Genomic DNA, 25,814 nt, shown 5'->3' with positions numbered 1-25,814 from the left:
GAGCGGCTCAGAACAGGAAGAACGGCGCAGTCGGACTGCCCGCCCGGCCACCGGCGGGCGGGGACGGCACGTCCAGCACCTGCTCGCCCCGGATCGTCTCCGCCGACGGTGAACGGTAGCGGTAGGCGACCCCGTTGGCCTCGTACATCATCATGAGGGTGGGCAGCACGTAGGTCGGGTTGCCCGGGTACACCGCGAGGTGGGTCACCCGGGCACCGACGTCGGTGACCAGCCCGGCCTGCAACACCCCGTCCACACCCACCTCGTAGACCGCCGAACGGTTGGTGGACCCGGCCACGGCCAGGGTGTTCTCCTGCGCCCAGTCCACCGCCGACAGGTCGGTGAGTGTGGTGGCGACCTGTCGTACCGGGCCGAGGGAGACCACTCCGCCGTCGAGACTCGCCGTGCTGAGGTAGAGCCGCCCACCGACGATCAGTGCGATCCGGTGCCCGTCCAGGGCGGCGGCCACCGCGCTGACCTGACCCGTCGTGCCCACCGGCACCTGGACCATCCGGGCCCGGTCGTCGAACCGGTAGAGCCGCCCGTCGGCCACCACCAGCCCGTACGGCTGGGCCCCGCCGAGCGGGCGCAACCAGACCGGCCGGCCGAGCGCGGCGAAGGTCTGCGTCCCCGGGGTCATCACCTGCACCGGCGCGGCACCGGAACCGGCGACCAGCCGGTGCCGGCCGCCCGGGGCGGTGGTCACCAGGGCGGCGAGGGTCTTGTCCTCGACGGTCCGCCGCAGGGCCGCCGAGACGATGGTGTGGTTGTCCTCCACGCGGATCGGCACGGGGCCGATGGGCTCGGCCTCGAAGACGAGCGGATGGATCGCCCCGTCATAGACGGTGAACCGTTGCGGCGCCTCGGTGAGCGGATAGACCGGGTTGGCGAGCCGGTGGGCGGCCAGGTCGTCGATGGTCACCCGGGACTGGTTGCGGGTGGTGAGCTGGAGCGGGCCGTCCAGGTCGGACAGCGACCAGGCCAGCTGGATGCCGAGTTTCTCCAGTTTGCGACGGTCGTCCCCGGGCAGGTCGAGGTTGACTTCCCACCGGCCGTCGGTCTTGACCGCGTTGTTGATCAGGGCGGTCCGGTCCGGCAGGCCGCTCACCCCCTGGCGGAGCCAGTCCGACGGGCCGGCGATCAGCCACTTGACCGCCTCGCTGACCAGCCGCTCGTTGGGCACGGCGAGGGGCAGGTAACGCTGGTCGGCGACCAGCCGGGTGGCGTCGGAGTTCCAGAAGTAGACCGTACGGATCTGGTAGTACAGCCGCAGGCTCAACGTGTCCAGCAGCAGCACGCTCGGCGGATCGGTGACGTAGTAGCCGCCGTCCTGCGTGCTCTCCTGGCCCGGCTCGGCGGAGCCGCGCAGCGAGAACTGGTATTCGGTGTCCGTCACCACCGGTGGGCCGAGCACCCCGTTGGCCCGCAGCAGCCCCACCTGCTGCACCGGCACCCGGACGGTGAGCAGACCGTTGACGTTCTCGGTGATCACCGGCTTCTCGGTCAGCCGGACCACGTTGATCGCGACCTCACTGCCCTGTTTCTCCGCGAGCCGGTTGCGGTCCTCGCGGGCGATGAACTGCTTGACCCGGGCGTACGCCCGCTCGGGCTCACCGGCCGCGGCGGCCAGGAAGTTGCGGACGAAGGTCTCCCGGTCGGCGCCGCTGGACGTGCGGGTGGGGGGTTCGCCCCGGCCGGAGCTGGACGCGCCCGCCGAGACGGCCGGCCCGGACCCGTCCACCTGCACGTCGGTGCGGTCGGGGATGCCGCAGCCGGTGGCGAGCGCCAGCAGTACGACGCAGAGCAGCCCGGCCAGCGCCCGACGCCCCACGGCCGGGCCCGGGCCCGGGCCCGTGCGACGATTCACGGCCGGGCCCGGGCCCGTGCGAAGACTCACGACCGGACCTCCGCCCGCTCGTCGGGCACGGCGGCCGGACCGGGGCCGATGGCCAGGACACCACCGTCAGCGGGCCCGATCGCCAACAGGTCGCCGTCTCGCGGGCCACCGAAGGGCAGGGTGGCGTCCGCCGGCACCAGCCGCAGCGGTGAGGTGGTGAGCCGGTCGCCGGAGCGGACCGGCAGGGTGAGTCGGAACTGGGCGCCCTGCCCCGGCGCCCCCCACGCCTCCAGCCAGCCGCCGTGCAGCCGGGCGTCCTCCAGGCTGATCGACAACCCCAGCCCGGTCCCGCCGGTCTGCCGGGCCCGGGACGGGTCGGCCCGCCAGAACCGGTTGAACACCAGCTTCTCCTCGCCCGGCTTGAGCCCGACGCCGTGGTCGCGGACGGTGACCGCGACGGCGGTCTGGTCGACGCCCAGGGTGATCACCACCGGTTTGGCCTCGCCGTGCTCCACGGCGTTGCCGACCAGGTTGCGCAGCACCCGCTCGACCCGACGCGGGTCCACCTCGGCGATCACCGGGCTGGCCGGCACCGCCAGCTCGATGGTGACGCCGACCCGTTCGGCCAGCCCGGCGAGGCGGTCGGCGACCCGGTGCACCACCGGCACCAGGTCGGTCGGCTCGGAGTCGAGCATGGCGAAGCCGGCGTCGAAGCGGCTGATCTCCAGCAGGTCGGTGAGCAACTCCTCGAACCGGTCCAGCTCCGCCTGGAGCAGCTCGGCGCTGCGGGCCACCGCCGGGTCGAACTCGTCGCGCTCGGCGAAGATCAGGTCGGCGGCCATCCGGACGGTGGTCAGCGGGGTCCGCAGCTCGTGCGAGACGTCGGAGGTGAACCGGCGCTGGAGGCGGGACATCTCCTCCAGGCGGAGGATCTGCCGTTGCAGGTTGGTGGCCATCTGGTTGAACGAGGCGGCGAGCAGGGCGAGGTCGTCCTCGCCGTTGACCACCATCCGCTGGTCGAGCAGGCCCGCGGAGAGCCGCTGGGCGGTGCGCGCGGCGACCCGCACCGGGGTCACCACCAACCGGGTGACCAGGGCGGCGAGCAGGCCCAGCAGCAGCACCAGGGCCACCCCGGTGGCCAGGACGGTGGCCCGGGCGTCGGCGGCGGTGGCGTCCTGCCGGTTGAGCGGGACGAGGTAGTAGAGCTCCAGCTGGCCGAAGCGGGTGGGCACCGGGGAGCCGTAGACCAGGTATTTCGTCCGCTCCCCGGTGAGCTGGCCGGTGCGGATCTGGTGGGCCACCTTGCCGTCGGCGACGGCGGCCCGTAGCTCCCGGCTGACCAGCGGCCGGACGTCCATCGCCGGGGAGGTGCGGGTCTCGATGATGCCGGCGTAGTTGTCCGCGGTGATCGCCACCACCACCCCGCTGGTCTGCTGCGGGTCGCCCCCGGCCAGATAGTTGACCGTGCCCTCGACGGTGTCCTGGAGCTGCGCCTCCTGGGGCTGGCTGTAGAGGTTGAACTGCTTGGCCGAGTAGTCGCTGCCGTTGCGCAGCCGCAGCAGCACGTCGGTCTCGGCGTTCTCGAGCAGGATGCTGGTGATCTTGTCGGCGATCAGGTAGGCGAAGCCGCCGACCAGCAGGCTGGACACCACCAGCGTGATGGTCACCACCCGGACCTGCAACGACCGCCGCCAGGTCTGCCGCAGGCCGGCGGTCACCCGCAGGCAACGGCCCAGCAGGGCCCGCCACACCGCCCGCGCGGCGGGACGCCAGCCGGCGGTGTGCTCGGGGGTGGGGTCGGGGGCACTGGTCACGGTGCAGACCAGGCTATCCGGTACCCGCCTTGTATCCCACGCCCCGCACGGTCAGGATGATTTCCGGCCGCTCCGGGTCCGGCTCGATCTTGGCGCGCAACCGCTGCACGTGCACGTTGACCAGCCGGGTGTCCGCCGCGTGCCGGTAACCCCAGACCTGCTCCAGCAGGACCTCCCGGGTGAAGACCTGACGCGGCTTGCGGGCCAGCGCGACCAGCAGGTCGAACTCCAGCGGCGTCAGCTTCACCTCGTCGCCGTCCCGGCTGACGGTGTGCGCCGGCACGTCGATGGTGATCTGGTTGCCGGGCGGGCCGATGGTCAGCATCTCCGGGGCGACGTCCTCGCCCCGCCGCAGCCGGGCCCGCATCCGGGCCACCAGCTCCTTCGGCTTGAACGGCTTGACCACGTAGTCGTCGGCACCCGACTCCAGGCCGAGCACCACGTCGACGGTGTCGCTCTTGGCGGTCAGCATGACGATCGGCACACCCGACTCGCCACGGATCGCCCGCGCCACGTCGATACCACTCATCCCGGGCAACATCAGGTCGAGCAGCACGATGTCGGGTCGACTGTCCCGGAACGCAGCCAACGCCCGTTCCCCGTCGGCGACGAAGGAAGGCAGGAAACCCTCACTGCGCAGGACGATGCCGAGCATCTCGGCGAGCGCGGGGTCGTCGTCGACCACCAGCACCCGGGCTCTCATGGGGTTTATGTTTCCATCCCCGTTCAGTCGGTGGGATCGCGTCTGGATGGCACGGTACTGCCGGGAGAGGTGCCACCGCACGCCCCACGCGCGATATCTCCCCCGATGGCCGTATCGGTGGCCCGCACGGCGGATCCACCCGACCGGTCGGACCGTGTCACCATGATCCCCGGGCAGGTCGCCCCCCGCCAGCCACCATCCGCAGGAGTACGCGTGCCCGATGTCGGCCCGACCGCCGTGCTCCCCCGCCGTCCGCTCACCGTCGGTGAACTGCTCGACTCCGCCGTGCTGCTGCTGCGGGCCCAGGGGCGGGTGCTGGTCCCCCTGGGCGTCCTGCTCGCCGCCGGTGAACAGGTGCTGTTGTACCCGCTGCGCCGGCTCGCCGACGCCGTACCCCCGGTGTGGTGGAGCGAGAGCGGGTCGTTTCCGCTCTGGTGGCAACTGCTCGCGGTGGGCGCCGCCGGTGAGGCGGTGATCGTCCTGCTGCTCGGCAACCCGGCCGCGCGGGCGGCCGGCGCGGCCCTGCTCGGCCGCCACACCGGCGTGGGGGACCTGCTCCGCCCGGCCGGAGCCCACTGGGGGGTCACCCTGCTGCTCGCCCCGGCGGTCGGCCTGCTGATGCTGGTCGCGGCGCTGCTCGGCCCGGCCTGGCTCGTCGGCTGGGGACTGCTCGGCTCGGTCGCCGCAGCCGTGGTGGTGGACCGGGTGCCCGGACCGTCGGCGGTGCCCCGGTCGGTCCGCGTCGCGCTGCGCGGTCGGGCCGCCGCCGTCCGGCTGCTCGGCTACCTCGGCTGGTGGGTGCTGCGGGTCGGTCTCGCCCTCGGTCTCTTCTTCGGCGTCGAGTCGCTGCACCTGGTCGACCTGGCCGACCCCGACGTGCGGGTCGTCGCCGCGATGCTCGCCTGGGCGGCGGTGAACAGCGTCGCCTACCCCGCGCTGGCCTGTCTGGACGCGGTGAACCACCTGGACACCCGGATGCGCGCCGAAGGGCTGGACATCCGGCTCGCCCGTACCCCTGCGGGTTCCGTCGCGGCCGGCCTGCCGGCGGTCGATCGGTGAGCCGGTGGTGGACCGAGGCCGTCGCCGCGCTCGGCGACGTGCTGCCGCTGCCGCTGGCCGCACTGCTGCTGGTGCTGGTCGCCGGGCTGACCGCGCTCGCCTGGTACCACTTCCCGACCTGGGTGCCCCGCCGACTGCCCCGCTGGCGGCTGCCCCGGCTCAGGCTGCCCCGCCTCAGGCTGCCCCGCTGGCGGCGACGACAGCGGTCGGCCGACGACCCGCCCGGCGTCACCCTGCCCCGCCCCCGCACCGGAGACGACACCCCCGCCGCCGGCCCCGGGCGCTCCCTGGCCGACCGGCTGGCCGCCGAGGGCCGGTACGCCGAAGCCGTCCGGGAACGGCTGCGCGACATGATCCGCCGGCTGGTCGCCGTCGGTGCGGTCGCACCCCGACCCGGGATGACCGTCACCGAACTGACCGACGCGGCGGCCCACGCCCGTCCCCCGGTCGACCCGCCGTTACGCGCCGCCGGAGCGATCTTCGCCGAGCTGTGGTACGCCCAACGCCCCGCCGCCGCCGGACACGACCAGCGGATGCGGGAACTCGCCGACGAGCTGGACCGGGCCCTCACCCACCCACAGCCGGACGGGGGGCCCCGGTGACCCGCCCCGCCACACCGACGGTCGACAGCCCGCCACCGGCCCCCGTCCGCCCGCCACCGGCCGGGCCGGTCCGGCGGCGCCGCCGCCGACACCGGGTGATCGTGCCGCTGGCGTTGGCCGCCGTGCTGCTCGCCGGCACCGTCGGTGCCCACGCGCTGGACCAGCCCGACCCGACCGACCCCGGTTTCCTCTCCCCGGTCGCCACCGACGACGACGGTGGCCGCCGCCTCGCCGACGCGCTGCGCGCCCGGGGCGTCACCGTGGACCGGGAGACCGACCTGCTGCCCGCCCTGCTCGGCCTCGACCGTGGCCCGGCCACCCTCTTCGTGCCGGCGGCGGAACTGCTGCACCCCGACACCCTCGACACGCTGGGTGAGCTGCCGGCCGGCCGGCGACTGGTCCTCGTCGACCCGTCCCGCCGGGTGCTCGAATCCGCCGGCCTGCCGGTGGTGCCGACCGACCGCCGGTGGGCCGCCCGGGCCGTCGGACCCGACACCGACGGTCGGCCCTGTCCACTACCCGAGGCGAGCCGGGCCGGGGTGGCCGCCGCCCTACTCCAGCGGTACGCCGCCGCGCCCGGCACCGCAGCCACCCTCGACCGCTGCTACGGCGACGGCCTGGTCCGGCTGCCCGGCCGGGCCGAGGTGGTGGTGATCGGTGCCAGCGACCCGTTCCGCAACGACCGGATCGCCGAACACGGCAACGAGACGCTCGGCACCGGCCTGCTCGGCGTCCACGGTCGGGTGGTCTGGTTGGACCTGGACGGGCCGGCACCGGCCCCCACGGTCGGCCGTCCCGACGGCACCGGCGAGCCCGCCTGGTCACCTGCCCCCGGCGGGTCCACCGGTTACGGCGACGGCACCGGCGAGCAGGGCCCGGGTGGCCCCGGACCCGCCACCGGCGGAGGCGACGGACGGGGTGACGCCCCCGACTCGGCCGGTCCGCCACCACCTGACGACCACCCGCTGCTGGACGCCTTCCCGCCCTGGTTCTGGGCGCTACTGCTCCAACTCGCCCTGGCCGCCCTGCTGACCGTGCTGTGGCGGGCCCGCCGGCTCGGCCCGCCGGTCACCGAGCCGCTGCCGGTCGAGGTCCGCGCCGCCGAGACCGCCCTCGGCCGGGCCCGGCTCTACCAACGGGCCCGCGCCCGGGGCCCGGCCGCCGAGATCCTGCGTACCGCCGCGCTGGGACGGTTGCGCGGCCGGCTCGACCTGCCCGCGACCCTCGCACCGGCGGAGTTGGCGGCCCGGGTGGCCGGGCCGGCCGGCGGCACCCCGGAGCAGATCCACGAGCTGCTCTTCGGCGCGGCACCCGGGACCGACGCCGAACTGCTGGAGCTGGCCCGGTCGCTGGACCGGCTGACCCGTACCGTGGCGGCAGCGCCCGGCCGTCCGACCGAAGGAGACCCCCGGTGACCCGACCCGCCACCACCGCCGAGCCCACGGCCGGCCCGGACGACGCCCGGGCCGCCCTGCACCGGCTGCGCACCGAGGTGGCCAAGGCGGTCGTCGGCCAGGACGCCGTGGTCACCGGCCTGGTCATCGCCCTGCTCTGCCGGGGCCACGTCCTGCTGGAAGGCGTGCCCGGGGTGGCCAAGACGCTGCTGATCCGCACCGTCGCCACCGCCCTCGACCTGGACTCCAAGCGGGTCCAGTTCACCCCCGACCTGATGCCCGGTGACGTCACCGGTTCGCTGATCTTCGACCCGCGTACCGCCGCGTTCACCTTCCGGGAGGGGCCGGTCTTCACCAACCTGCTGCTCGCCGACGAGATCAACCGGACGCCGCCGAAGACCCAGTCGGCGCTGCTGGAGGTGATGGAGGAGCGCCAGGTGTCCGTCGAGGGCGCCCGCCGGCCGCTGCCCGAACCGTTCATCGTGGCCGCCACCCAGAACCCCGTCGAGTACGAGGGCACCTACCCGTTGCCCGAGGCGCAGCTCGACCGGTTCCTGCTCAAGCTGACCGTGCCGCTGCCCAACCGGGACGAGGAGCTGGGGGTGCTGCGCGCCCACCACGCCGGCTTCGACCCCCGTGACCTCGGCGCGGCCGGCGTACGCCCGGTGGCCGGCGTCGCCGACCTGGCCGCCGCCCGGGAGGCCGTGGGCCGGGTGCACGTGGCCGAGCCGGTGCTCGGTTACATCGTGGACCTGTGCCGGGCCACCCGGACCGCCCCGGCGTTGGAGCTGGGCGCGTCGCCCCGGGGCGCCACCGGCCTGCTCAGCACCGCGAAGGCGTGGGCCTGGCTGGCCGGCCGCGACCATGTCACCCCCGACGACGTGAAGGCCACCGCCCGCCCCACGTTGCGGCACCGGCTGCGGTTGCGCCCCGAGGTGGAGTTGGAGGGGGTCGGGGTCGACATGGTGCTGGACACGGTGCTGGCCACCGTGCCGACCCCGCGATGACCTGGCGGGCGGCCGTGCTGCTGCTGGTGGGGGTGCCCACCCTGGCGTTCTGGCCGGACCCGGTGCGCGGGGTGGCCGTGATGACCGGCGCGGTGCTGCTGCTGACCGCCGTGGACTGGGCGCTCGCCGCCCCGCTGCACACGATCACCGTCGACCGTGAGGGTGACCGGGCCGTCCGGCTGGGCCGGTCCGCGACGGTCACCCTGCGCCTGACCAACACCTCCGGCCGTACGCTGCGTGCCCAGGTGCGCGACGGGTGGGTGCCGTCGGCGGGGGCCCGTCCGGACGTACCGCCGGGCCGGGTGTCCCGGGTCGGACCGGGCGGGGTACTGGTGCTGCCCAACCGGCTCACCCCCACCCGGCGCGGCGACCGGCCGGCGGTGACGGTGACGGTGCGCTCGCTCGGGCCGCTCGGGTTGGCGTTGCGGCAGCGGGCGGGCCGGCCGGCCACCCCCGGCTGGACGCTGCGGGTGCTGCCCCGGTTCGACTCCCGTCGGCACCTGCCGGAGAAGCTGTCCCGGCTGCGGGTCATCGACGGCACCCAGGTCGCCCGGGGGCGGGGCCAGGGCACCGAGTTCGACACCCTGCGCGAGTACGTGGTCGGCGACGACGTCCGGTCGATCGACTGGCGGGCCAGCGCCCGCCGCGCGGACGTACTGGTCCGCACCTGGCGTCCGGAGCGCGACCGCCGACTGGTGTGTGTGCTGGACACCGGCCGCACCTCGGCGGTACGCGTCAGGGACGAGCCCCGGCTGGACACCGCCATCGACGCCGCGCTGCTGCTGACCGCGTTGGCCTCCCGGGCCGGCGACCGGGTCGACCTGCTCGCCGCCGACGCGCAGATCCGGACCACGGTCACCGGTGGCAGCCAGCCGGCCCTGCTCCACCGGTTGGTGAACGCGCTCGCACCGCTGCACCCGGCGCTGGTGGAAACCGACTTCGACCTGATCGTCGCGGAGATCCTGCGCCGGCACCGGCGGCGCAGCCTGGTGGTGCTCCTCACCGCCCTGGAGGCGGGCGCGCTCGCCGAGGGGCTGCTGCCGGTGCTGCCCCGGCTGGCCGCCCGGCACCGGGTGATCGTGGCGGCCGCGCACGACCCGGTGCTCACCGCGTTGACCACCACCCCGCCGGTCCGCACCGGGGACGCCTACGCCGCCGCGGCCGGCTGGCGGGCGCTCGCCGAGCGGGACCGGGTCCGCGCCGCCCTCGGCCGGTACGGGGTGACCGTGGTGGACGCCCCGGCGGACCGCCTCGCCCCCGCCCTGGCCGACACCTACCTGCGCCTCAAAGCCCTCGGCCAGCTCTGACCCGGGTCCGGTCCGTTCACGGCACGGGTCGGTGCGGGCGGTGGGTGGGGTGCCAGGCGCGGGCCGGGTCCGTGGAGGGCCACAGTTCGGCCAGCCACGGGTCGGCACGCTCGGCCGGTACGCGCTCGACGGCGACCGCCCGGCGACCGAGCAGCACCACGTACGCCAGGAAGCCCAGCCACACCGTCGCACCGACACCGACCCGCAGCGACACCGGCACCGGCGACGGGGTGACGAACGCCTCCAACAGTGCGGAGACCGCGAAGAGCCCGACCAGACCCACCGCGACCAGGATCGCCGAGCGGCCCGCCTCGGCCACCGCCCGCCCCCGGCCCAGGTGCTCCGGTGGCGAGATCCACGCCCAGGCGGTCCGCAGCCCCACCCCGGCCGCGACGAAGACCCCGGTCAGCTCCAACAGCCCGTGCGGGGTGATCAGGCCGAAGAACACGTCGGCCCGGCCATAGGAGACCATCACCCCGCCCACCACCCCGACGTTCAGCGCGTTCTGCCACAGCAGGTAGAACACCGGCACGACGAGCACCCCCGAGGCGAGACACTGGGCGGCGATCCAGGCGTTGTGGGTCCACAGGTGGAAGGCGAACGTGGGCGCGGAGAACTCGGTGTAGTAGCCGGCGAAGCCGGAGTCGACCAGGTCGGCGGCGGCGTCGGGGCCGATGAACGCGGCGGCGGTGCCCGGGTTGCCCGCGACGTACCAGATGAGGAAGCCGCTGAGCAGGCTGAACCCGGTGGCCACCGCACACCACCACGGCCAGACCCGGTAGACGGCGCCGGGGAACCCGACGACCAGGAACCGCCCCAACGCCCCCCAGGACGGCCGTCGGCGACCGGTGATCCGGGCCCGCGCCCGCAGCACCAGTTGGGACAACCGGCTGACCAGGGCCGGATCGGGTGCCCGGCTGCGCAGCGCCGACAGGTGGGTGGCGGTGCGCTGGTAGAGGACGATCATCTCGTCGATCTCGTCGACGTCGAGTCGACGCCGGTCGCAGAACAGCTCCAGCCGCCGCCACTCGTGGCTGTGCTCGGCGACGTACGCGTCGAGATCCACTGGTCCTCCCCCGTCCCGCGCCCATAGTGTTCACTGTCCGGGTGAGAGCGCAACCACCGGTGCCGACCCGCGTCGGCCCGGCGGACACCCCGACCCGCGTCGGCCCGGCGGACACCCCGGCCGGCGGACGCTGGGCGGACGCCGGACTGATCAGCGGCGAGGCCGTCGAGCTGGACGTGCGGGCGGCCCGGCTCGGCTCCCGGGTCCTGGCGCTCCTGATCGACGTCGTCGGTCAACTGCTCTGCGCGGCGCTGCTGGCGTTGACGCTGACCCCGGTGGTGCTGATCCTGCTGCCCGACCCGGTGGTGGACCGGGCCTTCACCGGGGCGTTGGAGACGCTCGGCCTGGTGCTGGTGCTGGTCGGCTATCCGGTCGCCTGGGAACGCCTCAACCACGGCCGGACGCCCGGCAAGCTCGCGGTGGGCCTGCGGGTGGTCAGCGCCGACGGCGGCCCGGTGGAGCTGCGCCAGTCGCTGACCCGGGCGCTGGTGGGGGTGGCCGTGGAGTGGCCGGGGCTGGTGCTGCCGCTGCTGAGTTGGGTGGCCGGCGTCACCGTGATGCTGACCGATCCGCGCGGGCGACGGCTGGGCGACCTGGTCGCCGGCACCATGGTGGTGCACACCCGCACGACGCAGGGCTGGCGACCGGCCCCACGGATCATTCCGCCGCTGGCCGGCTGGGCGGCCACCCTGGACCTGACCAGGCTCGACGACGCGCTGGCCCTGGCGGTCCGGCAGTACCTGACCCGGGCCGGGCAGATCGTCGAGCCGTACCGGTCGAGGTTGGCCCGGGAGTTGTGGTGCGAGGTGGCGGCGGTGACCGCCCCGAAGTCACCGCCCGGCGTACCGGAGCCGTTGCTGCTGGCGGCGGTGCTGGCGGAACGGAACCGGCGCGGCACGCTGCGGCTGCGCCGAAACCGGGCGCTCACCGCCACCCTCTGGCCCGACCTGCACCCGACCACCCCCGCCGCCGTCGAACCGCCGGCCCCCGCCGTCGAACCGCCGGCCCCGGGCCCCGCCCCGGCCGGGGTGCGCCCGGCTGTGCCGGTACTGCGGTCGGCGTCGCCGGAGGATTCCGGGTCGCCGCTCAGCTGAACAGGGCGCGACCCCACCAGTCGGCGGCGTCCCGGACCCCGGCCGGGCAGGCGAACAGGCCGCTGGAGACGTGCCGCAGGTATTCGTTCATCGCGTCGTTGCGGGCCAGCTGGGTCTGGATCGGCACGAACTGCCGGCGCGGGTCCCGCTGGTAGGCCATGAAGAACAGCCCGGCGTCGAGCCGGCCCAGCCCGTCCGAGCCGTCGACGTAGTTGTAGCCCCGGCGCAGCAGCCGGGCACCGTTGTTCAGGGTGGGGTGGGCGAGGCGCACGTGCGAGTCGACGGCGATCACCGGCTGACCGTCGTCGCCCTTCGCGGCGAAGTCCGGCTCGTCGAACTCGTCGCGGCGGCCCAGCGGCGCACCGCTGCCCTTGGTCCGGCCGACGATCTGCTCCTGCTCGGTCAGCGAACTGCGGTCCCAGGTCTCGATCTGCATCCGGATCTTGCGGGTGACCAGGTAGGACCCGCCGGTCATCCAGTCCGCGCCGTCCTCCGGCTGGGCCCAGAGCTGCTCACGCAGCAGCCCGGCGTCCTCGGCCTTGAGGTTGGCGGTGCCGTCCTTGAAGCCGAAAAGGTTACGCGGGGTCGCCTGGTCCCGCGACGTCGACGAGGTACGCCCGAAGCCGAGCTGCGACCAGCGGACGCTGACCACACCCATCCCGATCCGGGCCAGGTTACGGATGGCGTGCACCGCCACCTGCGGGTCGTTGGCGCACGCCTGCACGCACAGGTCGCCACCGGAGATCTCCGGGCGCAACGCGTCCCCGGCGAAGTGCGGCAGGTCGGCCAGCGCGGCGGGGCGGCGGCCGGCGAGGCCGAACCGGTCCCGGCCCTGCGCGTCGCGGAACAGGGTCGCACCGAAGCCGACGGTCAGGGTGAGCTGCGACGGGGGCAGGCCCAGCGCCTCGCCGGTGTCGTCCGGCGGGGCCTCCGGCATGCCGCCGACGGCACCGATCACCCCGGCGTCCTTTCCGCCGGCCATCCGGGCGGCGGCGGCCGTCCACTCCTGGAGCATCGCGACCAGCCGGTCCCGGTCCTTGGTGATCACGTCGAAGGCGACGAAGTGCAGCCGGTCCTGGGCCGGGGTGGTGATCCCGGCCTGGTGTTCACCGTGGAACGGCACCGCCCCGGCGGCCCCGTCGTTGGCGGCGGCCCGGTCGCCGTCGCGGGTCAACGCGCCCGCTCCGGCGGCCACCCCCGCCACCCCGGCGACCCCGACCCCGGCCAGGGTGATCGCCCGCCGTCGGGTCAGCCGGCGGCGACCCCGGCCGGTGGTGCTGCTCTGCTCGCTCATCGACTCTCCTGGGAGGGACCGGCCGTACGACGGCCGTGCTGACCCGTCGTCACCGGGCGACGGCGGCGGCGACCTTGCTGACCGGCTCGGCGAGGGCGTTGATGCTGTCCGACAGCTCCTTGAGGTCGGTCTTGCTCAGCTGGGTGTGCAGCTTCCAGCCGTCGCCGTCGCGGTGCTTGCCGAGCGCCGCCTCCACGTTGGCGAACTCCTTGTCGAGCTGGGCGACCAGCTCGGGGGCGCGCTGCTCCAGCGCGGGTCGCAGCGCGGCGACGGCGGCCTTGGAGCCCTCCAGGTTGGCGTTGAAGTCCCAGAGGTCGGTGTGCGAGTACCGCTCCTCCTCGCCGGTGATCTTGCCGCTGGCCACCTCGTCGAGCAGGGCCTTGGCCCCGTTGGCGAGCTGGAGCGGGGTGAGCTTCTCGGCGTTGGCCCGGGCCACGATCTCCTTGACGTCGACCAGCAGCCGGTCGGCGATCGGGCCGTCCTTACTGATGTCGCCGGTGGTCCAGAGGTCCTTCTCGATCCGGTGGAAGCCGGTGAACTCCATGCCCTCCTCGATGACCTCCTCCCGACCGTCGATCTTGGGGTCGAGGTCGCCGAAGCTCTCCGCGACCGGCTCGATCCGCTCCCAGTAGGTGCGGGCCACCGGGTACAGGGCCTTGGCCTTCGGCACGTCGCCGGCCTTGACCGCGCCGACGAACTCCTCGGTCTTGGTGAGCAGGGCGGCGGTCTGGCTGGTCACGTACCGCTGGTAGCTGGCGGTGGCCTGGGTCAGCGCGGCGTCCGGGGCCACGGTCGCGGCGGTGCCGCTGACCTTCAGCGCGCCCCGGATGCCCCGGCCGCTCATCCCCGGCTTGCAGGCCGTCTCGTACGTGCCGGCGGGCAGTTCCACCCGCAACTCGCGGCTCAGCCCCGGGGCGATGTTCTCCACCTCGCCCATCACCCGGTCACCGGCGGCGTAGACGTAGAACTCGTTGACCTTGCTGCCGGAGTTGGTCACGGTGAAGGTCGCCTGACCGGCGTCCAACTCGGTGACGTCGACCTCGCACACGCTGTCGGTGGCCTTGACCTTGACCGTGTTGGCGGCCGCGCCATCCTGCTGCTCGTCCTTGCCGCCGCAGGCGGTGACACCGGTGACGGCAAGCGCGCCGACGGCGGCGAGCGCCAGGAAACGGGTGGTACGCATCGTTTGCTTGTCTCCTCGGGAAGGTTCAGGCTCGCCGCGACACGGCCGGCTGGGTGGTGGGGTTACCGTCGCCGGTGGGGGCGGGGTCGCCGGCCGGTGCGGGCTTCGCGGGGGCCGCCGGCCGCCGCAGGAACAACACCAGCACCGGTACGGCGTAGGCGACCCAGGCGACCATCTCCAGCACGCTCGGCGCGGCGGTGATGTTGAACATGCCGGCGAGCAGGGCGGCGTACCAGGTGTTGGGGTCGAGCACGCCGGTGATGTCGAAGGCCAGGTCGTTGAGGCCGGGCAGCACCCCGGCCTCCTGGAAGTCGTGCACGCCGTACTTGAGGATGCCGGCGGCGACCAGGATCAGCAGCGCGCCGGTCCAGGTGAAGAACGTCGACAGGTTGATCCGCAGGGCGCTGCGGTAGAGCAGGACGCCGATCCCGACGGCGGTGACGATGCCGCCGATCAGCGCCAGCAGCGGCCCGGAGCCGGTGCCGCCGGTCGCGCTCTGCGCCGCCGAGTAGAAGATCAGGGCGGTTTCCAGGCCCTCCCGGACCACCGCGAGGAACGCCATCCCGGCCACCGCGAACGAGCCGACGGCCAACGCCTCGCTCAGTCTGCCGCGCAGCTCACCGGCGATCGTCCGGGCGGCCCGACGCATCCAGAAGATCATCCAGGTGACGAAGACGACGGCGGCGACCGAGGTGACCGCCTCGAACAGTTCCCGGTCCTCGGAGCGGGCCAGCAGTGAGGTCGAGGTGTACTCGATGAGCCAACCGAACAGCACCGACAGGGCCACGGCGAGCCCGACGCCGGCCCATACCTGGGGCAGCCGGTCGCGGCGCTGCGACTTGACCAGGAAGGCGACCAGGATGCTGACGACCAGCGTCGCCTCCAGGCCCTCCCGCAGGCCGATCAGGTACGTGGCGAACATCGGTACTCCGTGTCGTGGTCAGGCATGCCTCAGTTTACTTAGGGCAGCCATACCTTCCTCCTGATCCGGGGTCCCGTCAAGTCGTTCATGACAGGGTTCACCCTGGTCGGGATGGTCGGGCGGACCCGCTGGCCGGGGGGTGCCAGTCAACCGCCCGACGTGGCAAAATCCGACGTACCCCAGGACAGGACGGCCCGTGCCCGACACGCCCCGCACCCCCACCCTCCGCCCCGCGTACGCCCCGCCACCGGTGAGTTCCGCCCCCGGCGCGCTTCGCCACCGCCAGCCGGGACGGCACCGGTGAAGGGCTTCGGCCCGTGGCTGGGCGTGCTCGCGCTGGTGATCGTCCTCAACGCACTCCGGCTGCGCCCGCTGGCCCTGGTCGTCTCCCTCGCCTGGCTCGCCTGGTGCGTGTGGACCTGGGTCCGTCCGGCCCGCCGCGACAAGATCCGCTCTGCCGGGCGACGGTAGCGGCATCCACCGGCCACGACCCCGCCGGACCGCCCCACAGCGCCGCGAGACCCCCGGACGCGCGCAGGGCCGGCCGCTCGGCGGCCGGCCCTGCACGGGTGTGCTCAGTAGCGGTAGTGCTCGGGCTTGAACGGGCCCTCCGGAGAGACGCCGAGGTAGGCGGCCTGCTCCTTCGTCAGCTCGGTCAGCCGGGCACCGAGCGCGCCCAGGTGCAGCCGGGCGACCTTCTCGTCCAGGTGCTTGGGGAGCACGTAGACGCCGATCGGGTACTCGTCGGTCTTGGTGAACAGCTCGATCTGGGCGATCGTCTGGTTGGCGAACGAGTTCGACATCACGAAGCTCGGGTGACCGGTGGCGTTGCCCAGGTTCAGCAGGCGGCCCTCGGAGAGCACGATGATGGCGTGGCCGTCGTCGAAGCGCCACACGTCGACCTGCGGCTTGATGTTCTCCCGGGTGACGTCGGAGCGCTTCATCAGGCCGGCCATGTCGATCTCGTTGTCGAAGTGGCCGATGTTGCCGACGATGGCCTGGTGCTTCATCCGGGCCATGTGCTCGTTGGTGATGACGTCGAAGCAGCCGGTCGCGGTGATGAAGATATCGGCCTGCTCGACCACGTCCTCCAGGGTGGCGACCTGGTAGCCGTCCATCGCCGCCTGGAGGGCGCAGATCGGGTCGACCTCGGTCACCACGACCCGGGCGCCCTGGCCGCGCAGCGACTCGGCGCAGCCCTTGCCCACGTCGCCGTAGCCGAGCACGACGGCCATCTTGCCGCCGATCAGCACGTCGGTGGCCCGGTTGATGCCGTCGATCAGGGAGTGCCGGCAGCCGTACTTGTTGTCGAACTTGCTCTTGGTCACCGAGTCGTTGACGTTGATGGCCGGGAAGAGCAGGGTGCCGGCCCGGTGCATCTCGTAGAGCCGGTGCACGCCGGTGGTGGTCTCCTCGGTGACGCCCTTGATGCCGGCGGCGATCCGGGTCCAGCGCTGGTTGTCCTCGCCGAGGCTGCGGTGCAGCACCTGGAGGATGACCGCGTACTCCTCGGAGTCGGCGGACTCGACCGGCGGGACGACCCCGGCCTTCTCGAACTCGACGCCCTTGTGGACCAGCAGGGTGGCGTCACCGCCGTCGTCGAGGATCATGTTCGGGCCCTGCCCGTCCGGCCAGGCGAGCACCTGCTCGGTGCACCACCAGTACTCCTCCAGGCTCTCGCCCTTCCAGGCGTAGACCGGGACGCCCGCCGGGGCCTCCGGGGTGCCCTCAGGGCCCACCACGATCGCCGCGGCGGCATGGTCCTGGGTGGAGAAGATGTTGCAGGACGCCCACCGGACCTGCGCGCCGAGGGCGACCAGCGTCTCGATCAGGACGGCGGTCTGGATGGTCATGTGCAGCGAACCGGTGATCCGGGCGCCGGCGAGCGGCTGGGCGTCGGCGAATTCACGGCGGATCGCCATCAGGCCGGGCATCTCGTGCTCGGCGAGGCGGATCTCCTTGCGCCCGAACTCGGCGAGCGACAGATCCGCCACCTTGTAGTCGCCCTCGGCGAGGGTGGCCGGCCGGGCGTCGCTGGATGACGCCGGGAGGGTGCTGGTCATGAAGGCTCCTGTCGAACGATGGCTGCGCGACCATCCACCTTACGCTCGCCTTCTCGCGGCGCACGGTGGGCCGCCTCGGGACAGCACACGGGGCGGTCGGCACCGGACGAAACCTCCGCCCACCTGCCGGCCGCCCCGTGCATCCCCCCGGTTTGGTTTCCCCCGCGCGCCACCGGACCTTCGTCGCGACAACGCTGCGTACACATATAGTTACACTGTGCCACGGCATAGTCAAGCAATTCGGGAAAGTCGGACTTGCGGCGTGCCGCGTTTGCCGCCAACTCTGCTGCGGAAAAGGGGTGAGATCGTTCAGATGCCGCAACTGGCGACGAACGCCGCGCCCGTGCCGGAGACGACAAGTGCCGTCGCGGCGGCCGTGCCCACGGCGGCCTGCCCCGGACCGAGCATCACCGCGCCGACCCCGTCGTCCACCGCGACCTTGCCGCTGTGGCAGAACACCACCCGGGGGCCGGGCAACGGCAGCCGGACCTCCGGCCCGGACGCCTCCACCGTCACCCGGTGCAACGCGAAATCGTCCACCGGCACCGGCCACCGGACCACCCCGGACGCCACCGGACGGGCGGCGATCACCGGATCGTCCAGCACCTCGAAGCACAGCACCCGCAGCAACTCGTCGACGTCCACGTGTTTGGGGGTCAGCCCGCCGCGCAACACGTTGTCACTGGCCGCCATGATCTCCACACCGCAACCCCGCAGGTAGGCGTGCAGGTTGCCGGCCGGCATCCAGATCGCCTCCCCCGGCGTCAGCCGGACGTGGTGCAGCAGCAACGCCACCAGCACCCCCGGGTCGGCCGGGTAGCGGTCGGCCAACTCCCGGGCCAGGTCGGCGTCCGGCCCGGCCACGTCCGCCGTGCGCACCGCCCCGATCAGCCGGGCACGGTCCGCGTCCGGCCAGGTCAGCAGCGTCCGTACGGCCTCGCGCAGCCCCGCCGGACCGGCCCGCAACGCGGCCACCACCGGCAACAGCTCCGGTACGCCGAAACCGGCCAACGCCGTCGCCGACACCGCCGGGTCACGGAACCCGCAGAGCGCGTCGAACGGCGTCAACGCGACCAGCAACTCCGGCTTGTGGTAGGGATCGACGTAGTTACGCGGCCGCCCACCCCGACCCGCCCCGACGACGGTTCCGGCCTGGCCCGCCCCAGCAGCGGTTCCGGCGTGGCCCGCCCCGGTGCCACTGCCCACCCCTGCCCGCCCGGCCTCAGCCTGCCCTGCCCTCACCTGCCCTGCTTCCGCCTGCCCGGCCGGCGACCCGGCGCAAGCCTGCTCGGCCGCGTACCCGGCGCGGGCCTGCTCGGCGTCCGGGTGGGCCTGGAGACTCAACGGGGCCTCTGCCGCGAGCACCTTCAGCAGGAACGGCAGCCGGGTGCCGAACCGGCCTACCACCTGGTCGCCGAGCCAGTGATCCGGCTCGGCGACCAGCAGATCGGTCAGGCTCATCCGCTCGCCGCCCCGGTCGACCGTGGCCGGGCCACCCGGGTGGGCGCCCAGCCACAACTCCGCCTCCGGGCCGGCGCTGGGCACCGGTCGCCCCTGCAACTCGGCGATCGCCGAGCGGGACCCCCAGGCGTAGTCGCGGATCGACCCGTAGAGCAGCTCCACGCTCAGCCCCCGGCCCGCCCGGCCACCTCACCCGACTCGCTCGGCGACGGCACGACGGCGGTCGGCGCGGCCGTGCCGGTGCCGGCCCGCTCGGCGGCCACGCTGTAGATGTCCGGTTCCAGGTAGATGACCCGGGCGATCGGCACGGCCGTACGGATCCGCGCCTCGACCGCGTTGATCCCCCGGGCGAGTTCCTCGGCGCTCTCCCAGGCCGGCACGCCGATCTTCGCGGCCACCATCAGCTCCTCCGGACCGAGGTAGAGCGTCTTCATGTGGATGATCCGCTCGACCTCGGGGCCGGCGGTGACCGCCCGCTCGATGGTCGCCAGGTCGGCCGGGTCGGCACCCTCACCGAGCAGCAGGCTCTTGGTCTCGATCGCCAGCACGATCGCGATGATCACCAGCAGTACGCCGATCATCGCGGTGCCCGCGGCGTCCCACATGCCGTTGCCGGTGATCAGCGTCAACCCCACACCGAACAGCGCGAGCACCAGACCGACCAGCGCGCCGAAGTCCTCCAGCAGCACCACCGGCAGCTCCGGCGCCTTGGCCCGACGGATGAAGTTCACCCAGGACTGGTTGCCCCGGGTGTGGTTCGACTCCTTGATCGCGGTACGGAAGGAGAAGCCCTCCATCACGATGGCCGCCAGCAGGACAGTCACCGGCACCCACTGCCACGCGGTGATCGGGTGCGGGTCGGCCGCCTTGTGCCACGCCTCGTAGAGCGCGAAGAGGCCACCGAGGCTGAACAGCACGATCGACACGATGAACGCGTAGATGTAGCGCTCCCGGCCGTACCCGAAGGGGTGCTCCGGGGTGGCCGCCCGTTTGGCCCGCTTACCACCCAGCAGCAGCAGCGCCTGGTTGCCCGAGTCCGCCACCGAGTGGATCGACTCGGCCAGCATCGACGACGAGCTGGTCAGCAGGAACGCGATGAACTTGGTGATCGCGATGCCGACATTAGCCAGCAGGGCGGCGATGATCGCCTTGGTCCCACCGTTCGCGCTCACGCTGTCGCTCCGCTCCGCGACGCGGCGACGTGAGACGCCGCGCTACCCGGTCCGACGGCCCGCTCGCCCACAGCGCGGTCCCTGCATGCGTTCACTGGTTCGACAGCTCCTTCATCTCGGTGACGGCCGGTACGGCCATCGGGTCCAGCCCATGGGCCAGGGCCAGATAGATCGACGCGAAGTCGGGCACCGCGACGAGGGAGGCGAGCCGTTCCAGCGCGGAACCACCCTCGGCGGTGACCACGTCACAACGCACGCCCCGCCGCTCGGCGAGGGTCTGCACCGCGTCGGCGCGGCGCTCCTCGACGGCGAGCGGTTCGTCGGTGTCGTCGTCGGCGTTGAGCCCGCCGTCACGCAGCAGCACCAGCCGCAACCGGGTCGGGTCGGGCTCGGCCTCGTCCGCGTCGGCGAAGATGTCCCGGGTCGACTCCACCAGGCCGCCGAAGACGCCGTCGAGCAGGCCGACCCGGCCCCGGCCGGCCTCACCCAGCGCCCCGGCGACCACCGGGTAACGGGCGTTGGCCGACAGCGTGTCGCCGAACCGGCGGGCCGCCACGGTCGCCAGTGGGGACGACCCCCAGACGATCGGAATCGACCCGGCCAGCCCGAGGGCCAGCGACTTCGCCGGGTTGACGAAGGACTCGGCGGTCGACCGGCACCGGTCGGCGTCGGCGTCCAGCCGGGCCGCCGTCTCGGCCAGATCCGCCTCGTTGACCTTCACCAGGCCGAGCGTACGGGCGGCGAGCAGAACCGGCACGGTGAGCGCCCAGAGGCTGGCGCGGGCCGGGGCCCGGCGGGGCACCGGGATGAACGGGGCACGGGCCCGCTCGGCCACCGACTGCAACTGCGAGTCGGGGGCGCCGACCGCGACCAACCGGGCACCCCGGCGGTGCGCGGCCTCGGCGGCACCCAGCGCCTCCGGGCTGCGACCCGACGCGCTGACCGCGATCACCACGTCGGCCGCGCCGACCCAGCCGGGCACCCCGGCGCTGCGGTGCGGGATGACGGGCACCGGGCAGCGCGGCCCGGCGACCGTGGCGAGCACGTCCCCGGTACGCCCGGCGGTGCCGATGCCCGCGATGACGACCGCCCGGGGGCGGCCCTCGTCCTCCAGCAGCGCCAGGTTGGCCTCGGCGGCCAGCGCGGCGGACTCCCGCACCTGGGCCCCGGCGGAGGCGGTGAAGCGCAACATTCCACCCGGATCGTGGCTGGCGACCGCCTCCGGGTCGTCCAGCATCGATTCGTCGGCCACCCGCCGGCCACTCACGCCGGCCGTCCCCTCCATCACCGCTGCGCCTCCGGCCCACCGCGTGCCTCGTCCAGCAGCAGCACCGGCACGTCGTCGCGCACCTCGAAGATGCGACCGCACTGCGTGCAGGTGAGGGTCTGGGCCTGAGCGTCGTAGTCCAGCGGTGCGTGGTGTGTGTCCGGGCAGGCGAGGATTTCGAGCAACTGCGGGTCCAGGGCCACGGCGCGGCTCCTTCCACGTGTGTGGTCTGTGCCGGTCGACGGTGCCGACCGGCGCGAGGGATCTTATCGGCGAACCCGCTCCAGCACCTCGTCACGCAGCGAGGTCATCCGCTCCTGGGTGGGGCCCTCCACGTTGAGCCGCAGCAGCGGCTCGGTGTTGGACGCGCGCAGGTTGAACCACGCGCCGTCGGGGAACCGCAGGGTGAGCCCGTCCAACTCGTCCGCCTCCGCCTGCGGGTAGGCGGCCCGTACCTCGGCCACCCGGGCGGCCTGGTCGGTCACCGTGGAGTTGATCTCGCCGGAGGCGACGTACCGTTCGTAGACGCTGGCCAGCAGGGACAGCGGCTGGGACTGCTCGCCCAATGCGGCCAGGGTGTGCATGGCCGCGAGCATCCCGGTGTCGGCGAACCAGAAGTCCCGGAAGTAGTAGTGCGCCGAGTGCTCGCCCCCGAAGATCGCGTTGGTGCGTGCCATCTCGGCCTTGATGAAGGAGTGGCCGACCCGGGCCACCACCGGCACCCCCCCGTGTTCCTGGATGATCTCCGGGACCGCGCGGGAGGTGATCAGGTTGTGGATCACCGTGGAGCCGGGGTGTTTGGCCAGCTCGCGGGCGGCGACCAGGGCGGTGATCGCCGAGGGGGAGACCGGTTCGCCCCGCTCGTCGATGACGAAGCAGCGGTCGGCGTCACCGTCGAAGGCCAGGCCCAGGTCGGCGGAGTGGGTCACCACCGCCCGCTGCAGGTCGACCAGGTTCTTCGGGTCGAGCGGGTTGGCCTCGTGGTTGGGGAAGGTGCCGTCCAGCTCGAAGTAGAGCGGGACGATCTCCAACGGCAGGGCCGGCAGCGCCGCGTCGCCGAGCACACTCGGCACCGTGTAGCCACCCATCCCGTTGCCCGCGTCCACCACCACCTTGAGCGGGCGGATGGTCGACAGGTCCACCAACTTGCGCAGGTGGGCCGCGTAGTCGGGGAGCAGGTCACGCCGGTCGACGGGGGCCGTCGGCGCGGCGGTGGGGCGGGTGCCGGAGTCCAGCAGCGCCTGGGCCCGGACCCGGATGTCGGCCAGGCCGCTGTCCTGGCCGATCGGGCGGGCACCGGAGCGGCACATCTTGATGCCGTTGTACTGCGCCGGGTTGTGGCTGGCGGTGAACATCGCCCCGGGCAGGCCCAACGCGCCCGAGGCGTAGTAGAGCATGTCGGTGGAGGCCAGCCCCAGCTCGATCACGGCCCGCCCCTCGGCCCGGACCCCGGTGGCGAAGGCGGCGGCCAGCCCCGGGCCGGTGGCCCGCATGTCGTGCGCGACCAGCACGGCGTCGCCCGGCTCACCTGAGGAGTTGAGCACCTGGGTGAGGGCGGACCCCAGCGCCTCGGCCGCCCGCTCGTCCCACTGGTCGGGCACCGTCCCACGGACGTCGTACGCCTTCACGATCTGGGACAGGTCAGACACCGGTTTCAGCTCCTCGACAGGGGTCGTCAACGACCCTGAGCGTATCGGAGCGGTGGCGTCCGTCCCGTGCTAGCCGGGGAGCTGGGGCATGATCGTTGTCGACCCACCGCCGGTGGTGGGCGTCGGAGCGGACCGCCCCTGGTCGGGCGGGACGGAGACGGGCCGCGCCGGGGCCGGCGGAACAGCGGCCGACGGGGCCGGCGGGGCGGCGGTGGAGCCGTCCGGAGCCGGCGGCACGGGGACACCCGGGGCCGGAGCAGGCGGGGCTGAGACGGGCGGAGCCGGAACAGCCGAAGCCGAGACCGACGGAGCCGGAACAGGCGGGGCCGAGACCGACGGAGCCGGAACAGGCGGGGCCGAGACGGGCGGAGCCGGAACAGGCGGGGCCGAGACGGGCGGAGCCGGAACAGGCGGGGCCGAGACGGGCGGAGCCGGAACAGGCGGGGCCGAGACGGGCGGAGCCGGAACAGGCGGGGCCGGGACGGGCGGGGCCGGGACGGCCTGGGCAGGCGGAGCGGCGGCCGGCGGGACGGGGACGGCCCGGGCCGACACCGGTGGGGCAGCCGAGGGTGGGGCGGAAGCGGGGTGGTCCGGGGCGGAGGCCGGGCGGGCACCGTACACCCCGCCGGCCGGGCGCGGGGCGGGGGCGGGTGTCACCGCCGGGTAGGTGCCGGGTGCCCCGTACAGGCTGCCTGGGCGGGCCGGCGCGGACGGCTGGGGCTGCGGCTGCCCGTACACCTGGCCACCGGCGGGCGGCTGCTGGCCCCCGTACACCTGGCCGGCGGGTGACGGGGGCGGACCCGGCACCGCGACCCCGGAGCGGTAGGTGGTCGGACCCGGGTTGCGGGGCTGCGGGACGGCCGGGAAGTCAGCCGGGGCGGCGGCCGGGGCGTGGTCGGCATCAGCCGCCCTGGCGCGGGCCCGATCGGCCCGGGACCGGAAGATCAACAGGGCGATGAGCCCGGCACCCAGGACCACCAGGGCGATACCGGCGTACATGATCATGGATCCTCCGGAGGTCTCTGCGGCGGCGGCCCGGCCGGCGGGCGAGGCGGCGAGCACGGCCTGGGTGGCCACCGGCTCCGTCGCGGGCACGGGGGTGGACGCGACGGGGGTGGGCGTGGGCTTCCTGGTCGGGGTGGGACTCGGGGTCGGGGTGCCGGCAGCCCTCCCGCCGACCCTGGACGTGTCGGTGCCCCGGCCGATCAGCCGGCCGACCGCCGTGGTCGCCTCACCGACCACGGCCAACCGACCCGCCGGTGCCCCGGCCAGGAACGCCACCCGGTAGCGGACGGTGCTGCTCTTCCCCCTGCACAACGGTGGAGCCGCCGACGAGGTACGGGAGACCCGCACCACGCCACCGTCTCCGGAAACGGGCACGCTGGACCAGCGGCCGCCGGTCTGCACCTCTACCCGCACCTGGTCCGCGCCAACCCCGGTGAGGCTCAGCCCCAGCGCGGTGCGCAGCGACACGCATCCGGCGCTACGTTTACGCACCTCGATCGAGACCGCGCCCGGAGAACCACCGGCGGAGAAGGCACCCGAGGCCCGGACCCGCACCCGGTCCGAGTCCGCATACGCGGGGAGCGCGCCGACCGCCACCAGGCCACCGAGCAGCGCACCGACGGCCACCACCCGCGTCGCCTGCCGACACACGGACATCTCCCCTCCCCTCCCGCCCCGGCGGGGCCGCGGGTCAGGTTACAACCCGGTCAGCGACCCACCCGGTGACAGAGCGTCCCGCATGTGGGCCGTATTACTCGTTCCCCGGGCGGGCGGCGCCGGACCCTTCGGCGGCAGGGCCCAGGATGGGCGGTTCGGTGCCGGCCGCCCACCCCGCCGACGCACGGCTGCCGTTCGGCGACCCGCCACCCGTACCGGCCGACGCCGTGGCCGCCGGCTCGACACCGGCCAGCTCCCTGCCCACGAACTCCTCGCCGACCAGCGCCGTGGCGGCAGCGAGGGTGTGACGGCAGAGCCGGTCGGCGGTCCGGGTGGTCTCCGGCAGCCGGTACCGGGGAGTCAACGCGAGCACCTGGTCGACCGCGTTGTCCAGGCTCATCCGGTGCCCGACGCTGACGAACACCGGCTTCACCCCGTCCCGGGTACGCAGCACCCGGCCGACGACCGCACCGGCATCGACCAGCGGGGCGGCGTCCCCCCGGCGCGGACCCGGCCCGGTCCACCCGCCCACCAGCGGGGTCTTACCCACCCCGATCGCCGGCAGCCCGGTCACCACGCCCAGATGACAGGCCAACCCGAAGCGACGCGGGTGGGCCAACCCGTGCCCGTCACAGACCAGCAGCTCCGGGCGGGTCGTCAGCCCGTCCAGGGCGGCCAGCAACGCCGGCAGCTCCCGGAAGGCGAACAGCCCCGGCACGTACCCGAAGGCGGGCCGGCCGACGTGGACCGCCCGGTCCACCACCTCCAGGGTCGTGGCGTCGAGCACGGTCACGGCTGCGGCGAGCAGGTCACCACTCTCGGCGTACGCCACGTCCAGGCCGGCCACCGTCGCAGGCCGGCGCGGACCCGGCCCGACCAGGTCCGCGTGGGGCCGCAACCGGTCCTGTACGGCCACCGCCTCGGCGACCGTCAGCTCGGTGCCGCGGTGCTGCTCGGGCCGCCGAGCCGACTCAGCTCGGCTCACCGTCGCGCCCGCCCTCTTCCTTCTTGTTGCCGAAGGCCCCGAAGGCGATCGCGAAGATGGTGCCGATGGAGATCCCGAACACCACACCGACGGCGTCCTCGAACATGCTCCACCCGATGACGATGCCGATGAGCAGGCCCGACACCCAGGCGGTGAGCTGGCGCTTGTTGGCGGAGGGGTACATCACCTCATCGTATTCAGCTGCCGCAAAGCACCCGTTTCGCCGGAGGCTGCCGGCGGCGTCCCGCCTTCAGGCAGGCTGCTTCTGCGAGG

The 25,814-nt window shown here is 73.7% G+C and carries 22 protein-coding genes and 1 pseudogene; 8 read left to right on the top strand and 15 right to left on the bottom strand.

What is annotated here, in order from left to right:
* Positions 1-7 precede the first annotated feature (7 nt).
* The 3 genes from JQN83_RS29015 to mtrA form a co-directional block, all read right to left on the bottom strand.
* Complete coding sequence (locus JQN83_RS29015) at positions 8-1,831, bottom strand: LpqB family beta-propeller domain-containing protein (RefSeq protein WP_208570353.1); 1,824 nt, start codon at positions 1,829-1,831, stop codon at positions 8-10.
* Positions 1,832-1,893: 62 nt separating this feature from the next.
* Positions 1,894-3,651, bottom strand: a complete 1,758-nt coding sequence (gene mtrB, locus JQN83_RS29010) for an MtrAB system histidine kinase MtrB (RefSeq protein ID WP_208570336.1) — start codon at positions 3,649-3,651, stop codon at positions 1,894-1,896.
* Positions 3,652-3,664: 13 nt separating this feature from the next.
* Entirely contained in the window at positions 3,665-4,354 is a 690-nt protein-coding gene (gene mtrA, locus JQN83_RS29005; RefSeq protein WP_208570335.1) for an MtrAB system response regulator MtrA, read from the bottom strand.
* A 213-nt stretch (positions 4,355-4,567) separates the two neighbouring features.
* Between mtrA and JQN83_RS29000 the strand changes: the two genes are divergently transcribed.
* The 5 genes from JQN83_RS29000 to JQN83_RS28980 are packed head-to-tail and all read left to right on the top strand — an operon-like array spanning position 4,568 to position 9,723.
* Positions 4,568-5,413 carry a hypothetical protein gene (locus tag JQN83_RS29000; protein WP_208570334.1) on the top strand — a complete coding sequence of 282 codons (846 nt, stop codon included), beginning with the start codon at positions 4,568-4,570 and terminating at the stop codon, positions 5,411-5,413.
* Positions 5,410-6,015, top strand: a complete 606-nt coding sequence (locus JQN83_RS28995; RefSeq protein ID WP_208570333.1) for a DUF4129 domain-containing protein — start codon at positions 5,410-5,412, stop codon at positions 6,013-6,015. Before JQN83_RS29000 ends, JQN83_RS28995 begins: the two co-directional genes overlap by 4 nt.
* Positions 6,012-7,430, top strand: coding sequence for a DUF4350 domain-containing protein (locus JQN83_RS28990; RefSeq protein ID WP_307799859.1), 1,419 nt, complete (start codon positions 6,012-6,014; stop codon positions 7,428-7,430). Before JQN83_RS28995 ends, JQN83_RS28990 begins: the two co-directional genes overlap by 4 nt.
* Positions 7,427-8,416, top strand: a complete 990-nt coding sequence (locus tag JQN83_RS28985; RefSeq protein WP_208570332.1) for an AAA family ATPase — start codon at positions 7,427-7,429, stop codon at positions 8,414-8,416. Before JQN83_RS28990 ends, JQN83_RS28985 begins: the two co-directional genes overlap by 4 nt.
* Positions 8,413-9,723: a DUF58 domain-containing protein gene (locus JQN83_RS28980; RefSeq protein WP_208570331.1), complete on the top strand. Its 1,311-nt coding sequence runs from the start codon at positions 8,413-8,415 to the stop codon at positions 9,721-9,723. The genes JQN83_RS28985 and JQN83_RS28980 overlap by 4 nt, the downstream gene beginning before the upstream one ends.
* Before the next feature lie 16 nt (positions 9,724-9,739).
* On the opposite strand, the gene JQN83_RS28975 is transcribed toward JQN83_RS28980, so the two are convergent.
* Entirely contained in the window at positions 9,740-10,789 is a 1,050-nt protein-coding gene (locus tag JQN83_RS28975) for a stage II sporulation protein M (protein ID WP_208570330.1), read from the bottom strand.
* A 41-nt stretch (positions 10,790-10,830) separates the two neighbouring features.
* Between JQN83_RS28975 and JQN83_RS28970 the strand changes: the two genes are divergently transcribed.
* Entirely contained in the window at positions 10,831-11,883 is a 1,053-nt protein-coding gene (locus JQN83_RS28970) for an RDD family protein (RefSeq protein ID WP_307799857.1), read from the top strand.
* On the opposite strand, the gene efeB is transcribed toward JQN83_RS28970, so the two are convergent.
* The 3 genes from efeB to efeU are packed head-to-tail and all read right to left on the bottom strand — an operon-like array spanning position 11,876 to position 15,282.
* Positions 11,876-13,177: an iron uptake transporter deferrochelatase/peroxidase subunit gene (gene efeB, locus JQN83_RS28965; protein WP_208570329.1), complete on the bottom strand. Its 1,302-nt coding sequence runs from the start codon at positions 13,175-13,177 to the stop codon at positions 11,876-11,878. The genes JQN83_RS28970 and efeB overlap by 8 nt on opposite strands.
* Before the next feature lie 49 nt (positions 13,178-13,226).
* Positions 13,227-14,360, bottom strand: a complete 1,134-nt coding sequence (gene efeO / locus JQN83_RS28960) for an iron uptake system protein EfeO (protein ID WP_208570328.1) — start codon at positions 14,358-14,360, stop codon at positions 13,227-13,229.
* Positions 14,361-14,385: 25 nt separating this feature from the next.
* Positions 14,386-15,282, bottom strand: coding sequence for an iron uptake transporter permease EfeU (gene efeU, locus JQN83_RS28955; RefSeq protein WP_244253421.1), 897 nt, complete (start codon positions 15,280-15,282; stop codon positions 14,386-14,388).
* 300 nt (positions 15,283-15,582) lie between these two features.
* Between efeU and JQN83_RS28950 the strand changes: the two genes are divergently transcribed.
* Complete coding sequence (locus JQN83_RS28950) at positions 15,583-15,753, top strand: hypothetical protein (RefSeq protein ID WP_208570327.1); 171 nt, start codon at positions 15,583-15,585, stop codon at positions 15,751-15,753.
* Between the two features lie 104 nt (positions 15,754-15,857).
* Here the strand turns inward: JQN83_RS28950 and ahcY are convergent, their stop codons facing one another.
* The 6 genes from ahcY to JQN83_RS28920 all read right to left on the bottom strand — a co-directional run bounded on the left by ahcY (position 15,858) and on the right by JQN83_RS28920 (position 22,894).
* Complete coding sequence (gene ahcY, locus JQN83_RS28945; protein WP_208570326.1) at positions 15,858-17,345, bottom strand: adenosylhomocysteinase; 1,488 nt, start codon at positions 17,343-17,345, stop codon at positions 15,858-15,860.
* Positions 17,346-17,654: 309 nt separating this feature from the next.
* Positions 17,655-18,968, bottom strand: coding sequence for a mannose-6-phosphate isomerase, class I (gene manA, locus JQN83_RS28940; protein ID WP_208570325.1), 1,314 nt, complete (start codon positions 18,966-18,968; stop codon positions 17,655-17,657).
* A gap of 2 nt (positions 18,969-18,970) precedes the next feature.
* Positions 18,971-19,978, bottom strand: coding sequence for a cation diffusion facilitator family transporter (locus JQN83_RS28935; protein ID WP_208570324.1), 1,008 nt, complete (start codon positions 19,976-19,978; stop codon positions 18,971-18,973).
* A 91-nt stretch (positions 19,979-20,069) separates the two neighbouring features.
* On the bottom strand, positions 20,070-21,266 hold the full coding sequence (locus JQN83_RS28930; RefSeq protein WP_208570323.1) for an SIS domain-containing protein: 1,197 nt from the start codon (positions 21,264-21,266) through the stop codon (positions 20,070-20,072).
* Positions 21,263-21,448, bottom strand: a complete 186-nt coding sequence (locus JQN83_RS28925; protein ID WP_088642951.1) for a Trm112 family protein — start codon at positions 21,446-21,448, stop codon at positions 21,263-21,265. Before JQN83_RS28925 ends, JQN83_RS28930 begins: the two co-directional genes overlap by 4 nt.
* A 63-nt stretch (positions 21,449-21,511) precedes the next feature.
* Positions 21,512-22,894 (bottom strand): phosphomannomutase/phosphoglucomutase, encoded by a 1,383-nt coding sequence (locus JQN83_RS28920; RefSeq protein ID WP_208570322.1) that lies wholly within the window; start codon positions 22,892-22,894, stop codon positions 21,512-21,514.
* Positions 22,895-23,891: 997 nt separating this feature from the next.
* Between JQN83_RS28920 and JQN83_RS28915 the strand changes: the two genes are divergently transcribed.
* Complete coding sequence (locus JQN83_RS28915) at positions 23,892-24,182, top strand: hypothetical protein (RefSeq protein ID WP_208570321.1); 291 nt, start codon at positions 23,892-23,894, stop codon at positions 24,180-24,182.
* A 669-nt stretch (positions 24,183-24,851) separates the two neighbouring features.
* On the opposite strand, the pseudogene JQN83_RS28910 reads toward JQN83_RS28915, so the two are convergent.
* Positions 24,852-25,490: pseudogene (locus tag JQN83_RS28910) on the bottom strand (endonuclease V); the annotation flags it as partial.
* Positions 25,491-25,527: 37 nt separating this feature from the next.
* Positions 25,528-25,725: a hypothetical protein gene (locus JQN83_RS28905; RefSeq protein WP_208570320.1), complete on the bottom strand. Its 198-nt coding sequence runs from the start codon at positions 25,723-25,725 to the stop codon at positions 25,528-25,530.
* Positions 25,726-25,814: the final 89 nt, after the last annotated feature.

It is taken from the genome of Micromonospora antibiotica, from assembly GCF_017599305.1.
Taxonomy (GTDB): Bacteria; Actinomycetota; Actinomycetes; order Mycobacteriales; family Micromonosporaceae; genus Micromonospora; species Micromonospora antibiotica.
Note: the sequence above shows the minus strand (reverse complement) of the source record. Positions and strands in the feature narration are given on the sequence as shown.

Bases quoted from the DNA above. Each gene is read 5' to 3' on its own strand.
- efeU (WP_244253421.1), bottom strand. From the start codon at position 15,282: ATGTTCGCCACGTACCTGATCGGCCTGCGGGAGGGCCTGGAGGCGACG.
- mtrA (WP_208570335.1), bottom strand. From the start codon at position 4,354: ATGAGAGCCCGGGTGCTGGTGGTCGACGACGACCCCGCGCTCGCCGAG.
- efeO (WP_208570328.1), bottom strand. From the start codon at position 14,360: ATGCGTACCACCCGTTTCCTGGCGCTCGCCGCCGTCGGCGCGCTTGCC.
- JQN83_RS28915 (WP_208570321.1), top strand. From the start codon at position 23,892: ATGATCATGGATCCTCCGGAGGTCTCTGCGGCGGCGGCCCGGCCGGCG.
- JQN83_RS28980 (WP_208570331.1), top strand. From the start codon at position 8,413: ATGACCTGGCGGGCGGCCGTGCTGCTGCTGGTGGGGGTGCCCACCCTG.
- efeB (WP_208570329.1), bottom strand. From the start codon at position 13,177: ATGAGCGAGCAGAGCAGCACCACCGGCCGGGGTCGCCGCCGGCTGACC.
- JQN83_RS28905 (WP_208570320.1), bottom strand. From the start codon at position 25,725: ATGTACCCCTCCGCCAACAAGCGCCAGCTCACCGCCTGGGTGTCGGGC.
- ahcY (WP_208570326.1), bottom strand. From the start codon at position 17,345: ATGACCAGCACCCTCCCGGCGTCATCCAGCGACGCCCGGCCGGCCACC.